11 protein-coding genes are annotated in these 13,023 nt (G+C 53.2%); 6 read left to right on the forward strand and 5 right to left on the reverse strand.

The genetic code is table 11. The features are described 5' to 3' along the window. Positions 1-10: 10 nt before the first annotated feature. Genes OGX66_RS23045 through OGX66_RS23055 form a run of 3 tightly spaced genes read right to left on the reverse strand, consistent with a single transcriptional unit; the run spans position 11 to position 6,463 of the window. Entirely contained in the window at positions 11-2,173 is a 2,163-nt protein-coding gene (locus OGX66_RS23045; RefSeq protein WP_136345657.1) for a virulence factor SrfC family protein, read from the reverse strand. Next, positions 2,170-5,151 (reverse strand): virulence factor SrfB, encoded by a 2,982-nt coding sequence (locus OGX66_RS23050; RefSeq protein WP_032935685.1) that lies wholly within the window; start codon positions 5,149-5,151, stop codon positions 2,170-2,172. Before OGX66_RS23050 ends, OGX66_RS23045 begins: the two co-directional genes overlap by 4 nt. Before the next feature lie 4 nt (positions 5,152-5,155). Further along, the gene (locus OGX66_RS23055) at positions 5,156-6,463 is read right to left on the reverse strand and encodes an SrfA family protein (protein ID WP_071696126.1); all 1,308 of its coding nucleotides are present in this window, start codon (positions 6,461-6,463) and stop codon (positions 5,156-5,158) included. Between the two features lie 282 nt (positions 6,464-6,745). Here OGX66_RS23055 and OGX66_RS23060 point away from each other — a divergent pair, with 282 nt between their 5' ends. Together OGX66_RS23060 and OGX66_RS23065 are read left to right on the forward strand one after the other, a co-directional pair. Beyond that, entirely contained in the window at positions 6,746-8,344 is a 1,599-nt protein-coding gene (locus OGX66_RS23060) for an ABC transporter substrate-binding protein (protein ID WP_103798224.1), read from the forward strand. 17 nt (positions 8,345-8,361) lie between these two features. After that, positions 8,362-8,595, forward strand: coding sequence for a YdcY family protein (locus tag OGX66_RS23065; RefSeq protein WP_003020183.1), 234 nt, complete (start codon positions 8,362-8,364; stop codon positions 8,593-8,595). 60 nt (positions 8,596-8,655) lie between these two features. On the opposite strand, the gene OGX66_RS23070 is transcribed toward OGX66_RS23065, so the two are convergent. Beyond that, positions 8,656-9,105 (reverse strand): DMT family transporter, encoded by a 450-nt coding sequence (locus tag OGX66_RS23070; protein ID WP_286512303.1) that lies wholly within the window; start codon positions 9,103-9,105, stop codon positions 8,656-8,658. Further along, positions 9,102-9,620, reverse strand: a complete 519-nt coding sequence (locus tag OGX66_RS23075) for a GNAT family N-acetyltransferase (protein WP_088902240.1) — start codon at positions 9,618-9,620, stop codon at positions 9,102-9,104. The genes OGX66_RS23070 and OGX66_RS23075 overlap by 4 nt, the downstream gene beginning before the upstream one ends. 37 nt (positions 9,621-9,657) lie before the next feature. Between OGX66_RS23075 and OGX66_RS23080 the strand changes: the two genes are divergently transcribed. From OGX66_RS23080 to OGX66_RS23095, 4 genes are all read left to right on the forward strand, one after another. Continuing rightward, positions 9,658-10,233, forward strand: a complete 576-nt coding sequence (locus tag OGX66_RS23080; protein ID WP_003020168.1) for a helix-turn-helix domain-containing protein — start codon at positions 9,658-9,660, stop codon at positions 10,231-10,233. Positions 10,234-10,291: 58 nt separating this feature from the next. Continuing rightward, positions 10,292-11,326, forward strand: coding sequence for an NADPH-dependent curcumin/dihydrocurcumin reductase (curA, locus tag OGX66_RS23085; protein WP_049015567.1), 1,035 nt, complete (start codon positions 10,292-10,294; stop codon positions 11,324-11,326). 264 nt (positions 11,327-11,590) lie between these two features. After that, positions 11,591-12,652 carry a 7-bladed beta-propeller protein YncE gene (gene yncE, locus OGX66_RS23090; protein ID WP_003020161.1) on the forward strand — a complete coding sequence of 354 codons (1,062 nt, stop codon included), beginning with the start codon at positions 11,591-11,593 and terminating at the stop codon, positions 12,650-12,652. 137 nt (positions 12,653-12,789) lie between these two features. Beyond that, a complete protein-coding gene (locus OGX66_RS23095; RefSeq protein ID WP_003843716.1) occupies positions 12,790-13,011 on the forward strand; it encodes a YgdI/YgdR family lipoprotein in 222 nt (73 codons plus the stop codon). The last annotated feature ends 12 nt before the right edge of the window (positions 13,012-13,023 follow it).

Genomic DNA, 13,023 nt, shown 5'->3' on the forward strand with positions numbered 1-13,023 from the left:
AAACGCCGCTTCAGGCGGAAAGCAGGGCATCCAATCGCTTTTTGTCGACTTCGCTGACATCCTGTGGATGCTGATACCCCACGTTCTCATTCGCACGGGTATACAAAGCGACCAGCCAGTCGTATACGTAGCGGCTTGCGCCGTGCGAAGGTTGTTCATCCAGCTTCGTCAGGCGTAACATCGGCTGTTGCTTCGGCGCGCTAAAAATAGCCGATCCTTTCTGGATCCTGCTGGCAGGGCGCTGCTCCTCTGCAACGTCGGCAAATCCAAGCCAAGTAATAAAATCACCGATATCGGCGTATAGCTGCGCGGCACAGACGTTTTCGCGCTGCATAATGCGCTGTAAGCGTTGCGGCATCTCCAGGCGATAGCTGGTGGTGACGAGGATGTCGGCAACCTGCCTTAACGTACGGGGATCGAGTCGTAAACGGCGGGCATTATTTTCATCGCGACACCACTGGCGCACGTGGTTAATCCACATTTTGTGTGCCTGATATCCGGTCTCCTGGCTTTCCGGTGAGTGCATTGTGTCACGCACTTCGGCAAACAGGTCAATCTCTTCATTAAATAAACCACTTACCTGCTCCTCGCGCGGTTGCTGAATACGCAGCAGCGACTCAAAAATGCGCATCGGCGGGAGCAAACCATCCAGCAGTTCGCCATGCTTTGCCGCCTGAGCCTGTAGCTGGCGGATCACTGACTCATTGCTTGCCGATTCGGTCTCAACGGGATTAATCCAGCCGATTAGGGTTTCGCGTACGCGCTGCTGGTGCTGTTCACGCAGGGAGGTCAGCCTGGCCAGGCGCTGCTGTGGTGAAGTTGCCTGAGTCAACCATTCGACGAGGCGTTGTAAGCTGTGTTTATCCAGCGCCTGCAGCGTGCCCCAGTGCAGTCCGGGTTTGCCCATTAATTGCTGCACGGATTCGTCAAGATTTTGCTGGGTACTAAAACGCGCATCCTGCGGGGTAATGGCCCAGACCACGCCTGGCAATGCGGCATCGTGGACGGGTTGAGTATCGTTAACCCAGCCCAATAGCTTGCGGGTGATGGCGGGCGTCTGGGCGCGGGTAGAGACAGCGTTGCAGATTAAGAGCACATCCGGTTGCAGGTGTTGGCGGTAATGTTCCAGCATCCAGCCTAATTTTGCCTGCCACAGTGGATGCGGATGAGTATCCGGGGCGAGGGGAATATCGAGCAGATCGACATTCTCCAGCACCGCGTCTTCAACCGTCAGGATCAGTTCGCGCGTGAGCAGCGCCAGTGACGACAAAGAAAGGCTAACTGCATTGAGCAACTGATGATTTTCAATCGGATGAACCACCACATCGCTTTGCGCCTCATTATTGCCGGTCAATGCCACCTGGGTCAGGAAACTTTCAGCAGGTAAACCAAAATGATCAACCAGCAGACTCAGCGGGGCCGCTAATTCTTGCGCGTGTCCGGTTTGTTGCAACGTGTGCGCCAGCGTCAGCCACTGCTGCGTCAGCTCTGGTTGTTCTCCCCACAGTAGTGCCCAAGCGTTTGCCCGGGTAGTCAGATCCAGTGCGGGCAGCAACGTGGCAAACTGGTGCCATAGCGCATCGTCAATTTGCTGCTGGTTTGCCGGTACGCAGGAGCGCCAGAAACGACCGATTGCCGCAACATCATGTGCGGTAATGCCCGGCACAGGGTGACGCTGACGCAGCGTTTGCCATTTTTCCAGGCGCGCCTCAATAATCGATTTCTCGACCTGCCGGTTATCCGGGAGCGCGCTGAACTGGGCGATAAATAGCTGTACCAGTTCCGCTTCACTGAGTAACCGCAGACGCAACGGCCATTCGCTATCATGCTGATTTTCATCGCGCGTAAAGCGGATCACCATATTGGTTGGCGCATGGCCAGGATTAATATGCGAGAAATAATCAAAGCTGCGATCCGGAGTAACAATATTCACTTTGCCAGTGGCATTGCTGCACAATGCCGCAAGCAGATGTGCTTTTGCCGATTGTGAATGTCCGTATAACCCTATACATCCTTGCGATGAAAAGGTTGTCTCCAGCGCAAATTCACTCACTGCGGCTAGCGTAAGCTGTGCCAGCAGGGCATCCGCTTCATCATCAAGACGCGCCGCACGTTGACGGGTATCTACCACCCACTCGATGGCGACCTGCGCGGTATTTAACATCTTACTCATTTCAGGTACACGCTCCCGCTATCGATCCAGTAATGGCTTCCGCTATGGCGACGGTCTGCCAGCGTATTCAGTTTTAACGTTAAGGCATTGGCGGCAACGGGGGTGCCATCCTGTAACCAGGCATCGCTCAGGACGAAGAATTCTGGGCCACTTTCTTTGCTGCCGCCGCGTAGCTGCAGCCGTACATTCAACACGCCATCTCCGGCGATGGTTTTTGCCAGTTCGGCGGAATTTATGCTGAGCGTATACAGCGGCGTGGCAGGCCAGCGGCTGTTTGCCAGTTGCCGGAATCCTAACGTCACGTTGCCACGTAACGGGAAGTGCAACCGGGCATCCAGCTTCGCACCGGGTTTATCCAGATCAATATCGTGATACCAGATGTTCTCATCGCGCAGGGTATTGACCGTGTTATCCAGCACGCCAAGATAACGTACGGTCGAGTAAGCGCCGATATCGGCAGCTTTAAAGTTAAAACGCGGCAAACGCAAATCCAGCGCCAGGCTGCACAGCATGGCGCCGACTGCCGCGGTGGATTTGGGATTACCAATCCGCCCTTGTTGGCTGAACGGATACCACTCATGCACGCGGTAGTTATCCATCCAGATCATACGGTTAACCGGAACAGGTTGCAGATGGCGGATCAACGCCTGTACGCCCGGTAAACAGGCGGGCCTGCCGGTCACTAATAAAATATCGCAGCGATAATGTGAAATAGCCTCACAAACCGCGTGCAGCGGGGAAGTCAGGGTAAATTGCCCCGCTAACAGTGCTTCTTGTAACTGCCTGAACTGTACCTGCAACGGCACGCTCAGAACATCAAACGCTGGCGATCCTGCTGGCAACGCATGGTCGATAGCCTGCTGGATGTAGTTCATTACGTTGCGCGTTGGTCGTTGGCTCAGGAGTTCTCCGAATGTGGCATGCAGACCAGCGACCGGATCGTTAATATCGCTTTGTTCCCAGGCACTGAGTACCGCATGACCGAGCGGCATAAAGAGCTGCAATGCCGTTTGTTGACGCAAAATCGCCTGGGTATCGATGCGACCGGAATCGCCAAACAGCGTGGCCAGCAATGCAGCGGCATCGGTCACGCCAGCCTGTTGTAAGCGGGTTTGCAGCGCAGGCAACACACAGCGCTGAATCACGTCCAGAAGCATGTCATCGCCCGCCACCTTAAAACCTTCACGGAACAGCAAATGCGGGGTAATTTTGACGTTCGCGCCAACGCCGTCATCAAGCTGATAATGAACGACGGCCATATCCGTTGTCCCGCCGCCAATGTCGATCGATGCCACGCGCAGCGCACGGCCTTTAGTCTCACCGGGTTCCGGCAAACGGTCCGGGCGGGCAAGGGCGTTAAAGAATGATTCGGTGTGGCCATCGTAGTGAGAGATAGCCTCGTTATACAGCCACACCAGTTGCCCGCAGCTGGCTTCATCCCATTCCATCTGAATTTCAGGTACGGGAACCACACTCTTTTCCTGCTGTTTACGGGTAGTGAAGTCTTCATCCTGCGGGTGCCAGCCCATTGCTTTCCAGACCAGGGCAATAGCTTCAAACATGCGCAGGCGGAAAATCTCGCGCTCCTGTTTGGGCATCGCCGACGGTAGGGTCAGGATCAGCGTCCGTAACTGACGAGGAGATGCCGGGAATCCGAGGCGCAACCGCGTCGCTACGCTGTTAATTTGCCCCAGCGCCTGGGCCAGTATTTCGCATAACATATGCGTCATCAGCGTGCTGCGGCTGTATTGCGGTGAGAATACCGGCAGACGATCGTCCTGCGGCAGGCTGAACAGCGGTTGCCCGTCATCGTTCATCAGGTTCATCAGCGGGAAGGCGGTAGCCAGCGGTTCGCGCTGGGTTTTGCCATTCATCTGGCTAAAGCGCCAGTCATGTAACACCGGCGTTTCATCCCACAGATAACGGCGCGGGCTGGAGATCCCACTATTGCCCTCGGTGCCCATACGCTGCATCGCCAGCTTACGGGCTTCATCACCCACACGCACAATCGACGGCCAGATAAAGGCGTCATCACGTCCGCTCTCAACGGAAAAATGCTGCTTACCAAAGCGCGCTTCGGAAAACTCCAGCCGGCTGGTGAACAGCGGATCGTTGAGGAACTGCGGCTCGCTTAACGAACGGACCTGCAATTCAGCGGTCTGACGCAGCCCGTCATTGGCATCCCCGTGATCTTCAATCAGGACGCCACAGGTATGGGTATTACCGATATCTAAAATAAGATCGACGGGAATAGCGGGTGTGCTAAGGGTATGCGTAACCAGTTTCACTTCCGGGACAGAAAGCTGCTCGCCTAACAGAGTCAGCACATTCAGCCAGTGCGCCTGGTATTCAAAGTTACGCAGCGCCAGCTGGATCTCTTGTTCTGAGCGATTCTCATGTTGGGTGACATGGTGCATAAAAGATTCGCGCAACCAGCCGTCAATCCAGGTCTGGTCAAGGAAATCAGCAATTTCATTGTCATGCCAGGCCAGCGCGAATCGTGTCCCGTTGAGCAGGTCGTTCTCATTAGGTGTTAACGCTGCAGGGGCATTTTCAGTGAGCTGGCTATCCAGCGCCACGGTAACGCGGTGGGTGTTGCCCGCGCTGTCGGGTTGCGCCAGTTTTCGTACCTGCACGCGCGCCCAGTTATCCGGGCCTTCAACAAACGTGCGCGGTGGGTTAAAGCGCAGAAACGGCAGCGGCAGCCAGACACCGTCGAGGACATCCAGCGAATAATGCAGCGTCTGGGTACTTTCCGGCTTCACCACTTCGGGCTGACCGCCAGTGCTGCCAGGCAAGGTATAGCGACCCGTTGCCAGATCGAAATCCAGCCGTAGCAGGGGACCGTTTGCCGTTTTGCGCACAAAGCGGCCATGGTGTGCAGATTCCTGCGGCGTCAGGCCAAAATCCAGGAATTGAACACCGCTATTGGCGATGAGCGTCACGCTCTGCTTGTAATCACACAGATTCACCAACATAGAATCAGGCACCTATCTTTTTGATTGTCAGAGGGATTTCCGCGTGATCGTCATAACGCGCGGTACAGGCGGCGACGTCGTTGGTTCCCGCTTTGCAGGTAATTTCAGGCATCGGATAACGTGACCCGTCTGTACAACGAGCATTGCCGCGACTCTTAATCATTAATTCACCCGACTGGTGCAAACCGGAGAAAATCTCGGCACGACAAACAATATTGTCACCATGAACTACGCGAGCAGTGCCTTTATTGGCCTGGATCTGATAGCGCAGCGACGGCGCTTTGCCGCTCACCGGATCTTTAACATCGACCAGGACGCGCCAGTTACCATTGAGGAAACGCGTCGTTCCTGCCTTCATCTGATTGGCATCCATCACCAGCGCATCTTTTGGAATCGCGGCGATCACCACCGGTCCTTCTACAGGTTTCTCTTTCTTCGCAGCTGGAGTCACTTCAGCACGATGCAAAGGCAGAGCAGATGCCAGTGCTGGCAGCGGTGCCATATCAATCTTTGCGACTTCAACAGCGGCGGCTGCGGGTACGGGCTGGGTGGTCTGTTGCTTCCACAGCAGCGGCCCAACGATGGCGGCAATGATGACTGCGGCAACGGGCAGGCTCCACAGCGGCAGGCGGCGCGCAGGTTTCTCTTGTGCCAGCGGCGGTGTAACCTCCGGTTCGTTAACTATAACCGGTGGCTGTGGCTCAGGTTCAGCCGGTTTAGCCAGCTCGACGACTGGCGTCAATAAAGGCGCATCAGCCTCGGCGAAGGTGATTTCCGGGGGGATTTCTTCTTCCTGTTCCGGCTCTGCTACGGTAACGACAGGAGGAATATCGGCAAGTCGCAGGCAATCGAGCACATCGTCGCGGGGATTTTCATTCAGATTGACGAAGCCCCAGAACGTAATAACGGGTTTGCCATCAACCAGAAACACGTGGTTTTCACCGGGAAACTGGATGGCTTTTTCGAGCAGAGAGCCAAACAGCTGTAGGGAGGTTTTTCCCGACTGCAGGCTTTTACGGCTCAGAGCCGCCGCATTTTCCAGCGTGCTTCCCAGATAGCGCAGCGCACGAAAACGTGCTTCTTCATCAGCGGCTTTCCACGCCACGGCTTTCCCTTCTATCGGGGAATACCAGTCAACCCGATCGCCGTTGTCGTTAATTTGTGGGATCGCCAAACAATCCACCATCGCCTGCTGTTTACGCAGACGAAGCGTTTCACGAATTTGCAATGCTGAATCAAAAACGGCCTGGCCACCGCCGCCCACGGCCTGATAGTCATCCAAATTGCCGCTGCGCAAGAGAGTTTTTGCCACGTTGTTACCCCTTAGACTTCTTCACGTATCTACTTTACGTTTTATAAAAACGAGCAAACGGAGAAAGAGAGGCAAAAAGGGGCTAATTTTCATGGCATAGAGTGCCGGGAAAAATCTTGACGTTTTGAAAAAGACTTAAGGGAAATTAATTCGCTTAGGGTGATGAATTATTCAGCGAAATACACCGGATTAGAATAACCTGATAGTGATTTGTTATTGGTCAGTTTTTGTCAGCTATGCTCTGATATCTCGGTTAATAATAAAATAAGAAGGCTTATAACCATGATTGCAAGGAAAACGTTACTCGCGCTGGCTATCAGCACCGTCATACCGTCAGGCGTTGCGTTCGCGGCCAATACTGACACCATCATCTATTGTTCTGAAGCATCGCCGGAGTCATTTAACCCGCAAATTGCCAGTTCCGGTCCCTCATTTGTGGCCAGTTCACAAGTGCTCTACAACCGACTCATCAACTTTGATCCGGTAAAGAATACCCCGGTACCATCTCTGGCAACGGACTGGACGATTTCTCCCGACGGTAAGACTTACACCTTTACCCTGCGTCAAGGCGTGAAATTCAACAGTAATAAATTCTTTAAACCGACCCACGACTTCAACGCTGACGACGTGATTTTCTCGGTATTACGGCAGAAGGATGCCGATCATCCGTATCACAAGGTTTCTCAGGGAAGCTATGAATACTTTAACGATGTCGGTCTGGATAAACTGATTAAAGAAGTTAAGAAGCTCGATGATTATCACGTTCAGTTTGTCCTGAATGAACCTAACGCTGCGTTTCTTGCCGACTGGGGAATGGATTTTGCCTCGATTCTCTCTGCGGAATATGCCGACGCGATGCTGAAAAAAGGTACACCGGAAAACGTCGACAACTGGCCTATTGGCACCGGGCCTTACGTGCTGCAGCAGTACAAGCAGGACTCGCAAATCCGCTATCTTGCCAACCCTAACTACTGGGATGGCGCCGTTCCAACGAAACACCTGATCTTCTCAATCACGCCAAACGTCCAGACGCGGCTGGCAAAACTGCAAACCAATGAATGCCAGATAATCCCAGCACCTGCGCCCGTACAGTTTGACGAGATTAAAAAGAATAAAGATTTGACGCTGCATTCGGTTGACGCGCTGAACGTTGGATATCTGGCGTTTAATACCGAGAAAAAACCGTTTGATAACGTACTGGTGCGTCAGGCTTTGAACTACGCAACGGACAAAAAGGCCATTATTAACGCTGTCTTTTTAGGTTCTGGTACGGTGGCAAAATCACCGATTCCGCCGAATATGCTGGGGTTCAATAAAGATCTGCAGGATTACGCTTACGACCCGCAAAAAGCGAAAGACCTACTGAAGCAGGCTGGGCTGGAAAATGGCTTTGAAGCGACGCTGTGGTCAATGCCGGTCCAGCGCCCATACAACCCGAACTCCCGACGGATTGCCGAGATGATCCAGAGCGACTGGGCAAAGGTGGGCGTGAAGGCGAAAATTGTATCGTACGAGTGGGGTGAATATCTCTCCGGAATGCGTAAAGGTGAGCATGACACCGCGTTGTTTGGTTGGATGTCAGACAACGGCGATCCGGATAACTTCGCGGATGTGCTGCTGGGCTGCGACAGCATAAAAACCGGATCTAACGCCGCGCGCTGGTGCGATAAAGAGTATAATTCGCTGGTTGAAAAGGCGAAACTGGTGAGCAAACCGGAAGAGCGCGCCGCGCTTTACCAGCAGTCACAAGAGATTTTCTACCAGCAGGCTCCTTGGATAGCCCTGGCAAACGGTAAAACGTTCTACGCTACGCGTAGCAACGTCAGCGGATACAGCGTTAGCCTGATGGGCAGTGATTTTTCAAAAGCAAAATTAAATTAATGAGTTAAGGAGAGGTTATGTCGCATCTGGATGAGGTCAGCGCACGTGTTGACGCCGCCATTGAGGAGAGCGTCATTACGCATATGAATGAATTGCTGATTGAGCTCAGCGATGATGTCGCGTTGAGCCGGGAAGACCGCTATACCCAGCAACAGCGTTTGCGTACGGCTATCGCCCATCATGGCCGTCAGCATAAAGAAGATATGGAAGCCCGTCGCGAACAGTTGACCAAAGGCGGCACTATTCTTTGATATTTCCTCGCCGGATCTTATCCGGCCTACAGGCGCGTTCTGTAGGTCGGATAAGCGCAATTAAAACGAACGTCTCGCCACCAGCCATGCCCCGACTACCAGCAGTACCGCACCACAGACCGGCCCCACCAGCGCCCGCAGCGGCACGCCGTGACTGCGCAGAATATCCAGCACCAGCCCGCCGATTAACTGGCTGGCAACCAGTACCGCAATCGTCGTGGAAGCGCCTACATTTTGATATCCACTAATGCTGGCGAAAACAAAGAACGATCCCAACAAGCCGGGGATGAGTGTCCACCAGCGTATGCTGGAAACCAATTCACCAAACCCTGCTAAACCTTGCTTAAACCACAATATGCTGACAAACAGCACAATCCCGACCAGCGAGTTAAGTAACATGGCGATAAGGATCGTCGAGGACGTCTGCGTGATGCGTACCATCAAGGTATTTTGCACCACCAGACCAATACCAGCGGCAATCAGAAAGGAGAGGGTCAGCGTCTGGTTCATCTAAGGTCATCCGGTTCACGACGATCGTCTAACTGCAACTGCATGAAAGTCAGATCCAGCCACCGCCCAAATTTGGTTCCAACCTGTGGCATTTGCGCGGTGGTTTTAAAGCCCAGCAAGCTGTGCAGATGCAGTGATGCCTGATTCTGAGACTCAATCCCTGCCACCATTACATGCTTGCCGCATGCGCGGGCTTCGTCTATCAGTCTGCTGAGTAGTGCTCGTCCGAGTCCTTTTCCCTGATGTTCTGAATGGACATACACCGAATGTTCAACGGTATGACGGAAGCCATCAAAGTTACGCCAGTCGCCAAAGGAGGCGTATCCCGTAACCACGCCATTCTCTTCACTCACCAGTACCGGATACCCCATCAATTGTCGGGATTCATACCAGGAAATACGGTTTTCGGCATCGACCGTTTGATCATTCCAGATAGCCGCCGTATGCAGTACCGCATGGTTGTAGATTTCTGCAATGGCGGCGCAGTCTTCTTTGCTGGCAAATCGAATTGACATGTTGAACCTCAGGGCTTGTTCACTATAGTATTACAATATGAATACTATTGAAGACAGCATAAATCAACGGATCAGTGCAAGAATTCGCATTGAGCGGGAATCTCGCGGTTGGTCACTCACGGAACTTGCCGAGCGCGCGGGCGTGTCGCGGGCCATGATCCATAAAATAGAACGCGGCGAGAGTAGTCCAACGGCGACGCTGCTGGGTAGACTTTCCGGTGCGTTTGGCATCAGCATGTCTACCCTGATTGCGCGGGCTGAAATGCAGGAGGGCAAGCTGCTGCGCTTCGCTGACCAGCCCGTCTGGCACGACCCGCAAAGCCACTATCTGCGCCGCCATGTTTCACCGCGCAGCGATCTACCTATCGATCTGGTGCAGATTGAATTACCCGCTGGAAGTGATATCCCGATGCCAGCTTCTTCCTATGTGCAGGCCAGACAACTTATCTGGTTACAGCAGGGGGAATTAGTTTTTGTGGAAGGGGACATACGCCATGAAATGCAGGCAGGTGATTGCCTGGAACTTGGCCCGCCGAATGACTGTCGGTTTATCAATGAAACCGCGAAACCCTGCGTTTACCTGGTTGTGCGGTTAAACCACGTCGTCAGCTAAATAGCAGGCGCAGACTGCTACTATTGATGGATTCATGCCAAAAGCAGAGGAGCACATCATGGGTCAACAGACTAATCGTAACCGTCGCTGGGTACTGGCTTCCCGTCCACATGGCGCGCCAGTCCCAGAGAACTTCCGTCTTGAAGAAGATGAGGTGGCATCCCCGGGCGAAGGCCAGGTTTTGCTGCGCACTGTTTATCTTTCCCTCGATCCCTACATGCGTGGCCGCATGAGCGATGAGCCATCTTACTCACCACCAGTAGAGATTGGTGGTGTTATGGTGGGTGGTACCGTAAGTCGCGTGGTGTCATCCCGCCATCCGGACTACCAGCCAGGCGAATGGGTATTGAGCTACAGCGGTTGGCAGGACTATGACATCTCCGACGGTAACGGACTGGTGAAGCTTGGCGCTCATCCCGAACATCCCTCCTGGGCGCTGGGTGTTATGGGTATGCCGGGGTTTACCGCTTATATGGGCCTGCTGGATATCGGTCAGCCGAAAGCGGGAGAAACGCTGGTGGTAGCCGCCGCAACCGGGCCGGTTGGCGCAACGGTTGGGCAGATCGGTAAGCTTAAAGGCTGTCGGGTAATAGGTGTGGCTGGTGGGGCAGAGAAATGCCGACATGCCACAGAGGTGCTGGGCTTTGATGTTTGCCTCGATCACCACGCACAAGATTTTGCGCAACAACTGGCAAAAGCCTGCCCGCAAGGAATTGATATTTATTATGAAAACGTCGGCGGAAAAGTATTTGATGCCGTTCTGCCATTGCTCAATACTTCTGCGCGGATTCCGCTTTGTGGCCTGGTCAGTGGTTATAACGCAACGTCGCTTCCGGCCGGACCTGACAGATTACCACTGTTAATGGCAACGCTGCTGAAAAAGCGTATCCGGATGCAGGGTTTTATCATTGGTCAGGATTATGGTCACCGCATTCAGGAGTTTCAGCGGGAGATGGGGCGCTGGCTTAAAGAGGACAAAATCCACTACCGCGAGCAGGTGACCGACGGTCTGGAAAATGCGCCACAAACCTTTATCGGTCTGCTGACCGGCAAAAACTTCGGCAAGGTAGTTATTCGTCTTGCTGAGGATTGATGCGTAAGAGTGGAAGACGGTGAATGTCTGTAACCAGGCCTGCTTCGTACGAAATGTAGGCCAGGTAAAATGCCAATGACGTTATCTGGATGAAAAGCGATTATTCATGGAGAAAATGAGAAGGTTACAACCCGAAAGCGAATAAATACTCCACATTGAGATAAATAATGATTACTATTCTCATTCTTAAAAGGGCAAAACCATGATTTTGCTCATTGAAGCTATGTGAAGCAGTAACAAACGAATTTATCAAAGGGAGTCGTCATGTCTTTACGTCATCTGTTTTCACCGCGTCTGCGTGGTTCTTTACTGTTAGGTTCACTGCTCGTTGCATCATCTTTTACTACGCAGGCTGCAGAAGAACTGCTGCGCAAAGCCGTCGGTAAAGGCGCTTATGAAATGGCGTACAGCCAACAAGAGAACGCGCTGTGGCTGGCGACCTCACAGAGCCGCAAACTGGATACCGGCGGGGTGGTTTACCGCCTTGACCCGGTCACCCTCGAAGTGACTCAGGTGATTCATAACGATCTCAAACCGTTTGGTGCCACCATCAATAACGCCACGCAAACGCTGTGGTTCGGCAACACGGTAAATAGCGCGGTAACGGCGATGGATGCTAAAACGGGCGCGGTGAAAGGACGTCTGGTGCTGGATGCGCGTAAGCGTTCTGAAGATGTTCGCCCGCTGCAGCCGCGTGAGCTGGCCGCAGATGACGCCACTAACACGGTATACATTAGCGGTATTGGTAAAGAGAGCGTGATTTGGGTGGTGGACGGTGATGCCATTAAACTGAAGGACACCATTCAAAATACCGGCAAAATGAGCACCGCTCTGGCGGTCGACAGCAAGGCTAAGCGCCTGTACACCGCCAATGCGGACGGTGAATTCATTACCATCGATACCACCACTAACAAAATTCTCAGCCGCAAAAAACTGCTGGATGATGGGAAAGAGCATTTCTTTATCAACCTGAGCCTGGACACAGCGGGCAACCGTGCATTTGTCACCGACTCTAAAGCGGCGGAAGTGCTGGTAATCGACACCCGTAACGGCAACGTACTGGCAAAAGTCGCCGCGCCGGAATCCCTTGCCGTGCTGTTCAACCCGACGCGTAATGAAGCCTACGTGACTCATCGCCAGGCCGGTAAAGTGAGTGTGATCGACGCGAAAAGCTATAAAGTCGTCAAAACATTCGAGACCCCAACATTCCCGAATAGCCTGGCGCTCTCTGCCGATGGTAAAACCCTGTACGTCAGTGTGAAACAGAAATCTACCCGCGAGCAGGAAGCTACCCAGCCGGACGATGTTATTCGTATTGCGTTGTAAAAAATCAGGAGGGGGAAACCCCTCCTGTCATTTCTCTAAACCCCACGATACGCCTCGTTACACCCCGCCAGTAGCCCGACCCACTTCAGGGACTTACACTACGCCTTCAACGGCTAACTGAATAACACGGGAATACCATGAAAAAGCCATTTATCTGTCTTTGTGCAGGCGTAATGCTGTTTGCCCTGGCAGGATGCACCACCGATTACGTCATGACGACCAAAAGCGGGCAAACCATTACCACCCAGGGTAAGCCAAAACTGGATAAAGATACGGGAATGACCAGCTATACCGATCAGGATGGGAACGCGCGGGAAATTAACAGCAACGATGTAGCGCAGTTGATTGAAGCGAACTAAAAAAGAAGGCCT

The organism is Citrobacter sp. Cf072, assembly GCF_030334485.1.
Lineage (GTDB): Bacteria > Pseudomonadota > Gammaproteobacteria > Enterobacterales > Enterobacteriaceae > Citrobacter > Citrobacter freundii.

Excerpts from the sequence above, each read along its gene's own strand:
- OGX66_RS23045 (WP_136345657.1), bottom strand. The coding sequence starts at position 2,173 with ATGAGTAAGATGTTAAATACCGCGCAGGTCGCCATCGAGTGGGTGGTA.
- OGX66_RS23050 (WP_032935685.1), bottom strand. The coding sequence starts at position 5,151 with ATGTTGGTGAATCTGTGTGATTACAAGCAGAGCGTGACGCTCATCGCC.
- OGX66_RS23060 (WP_103798224.1), top strand. The coding sequence starts at position 6,746 with ATGATTGCAAGGAAAACGTTACTCGCGCTGGCTATCAGCACCGTCATA.
- OGX66_RS23065 (WP_003020183.1), top strand. The coding sequence starts at position 8,362 with ATGTCGCATCTGGATGAGGTCAGCGCACGTGTTGACGCCGCCATTGAG.
- OGX66_RS23070 (WP_286512303.1), bottom strand. The coding sequence starts at position 9,105 with ATGAACCAGACGCTGACCCTCTCCTTTCTGATTGCCGCTGGTATTGGT.
- OGX66_RS23075 (WP_088902240.1), bottom strand. The coding sequence starts at position 9,620 with ATGTCAATTCGATTTGCCAGCAAAGAAGACTGCGCCGCCATTGCAGAA.
- OGX66_RS23080 (WP_003020168.1), top strand. The coding sequence starts at position 9,658 with ATGAATACTATTGAAGACAGCATAAATCAACGGATCAGTGCAAGAATT.
- curA (WP_049015567.1), top strand. The coding sequence starts at position 10,292 with ATGGGTCAACAGACTAATCGTAACCGTCGCTGGGTACTGGCTTCCCGT.
- yncE (WP_003020161.1), top strand. The coding sequence starts at position 11,591 with ATGTCTTTACGTCATCTGTTTTCACCGCGTCTGCGTGGTTCTTTACTG.
- OGX66_RS23095 (WP_003843716.1), top strand. The coding sequence starts at position 12,790 with ATGAAAAAGCCATTTATCTGTCTTTGTGCAGGCGTAATGCTGTTTGCC.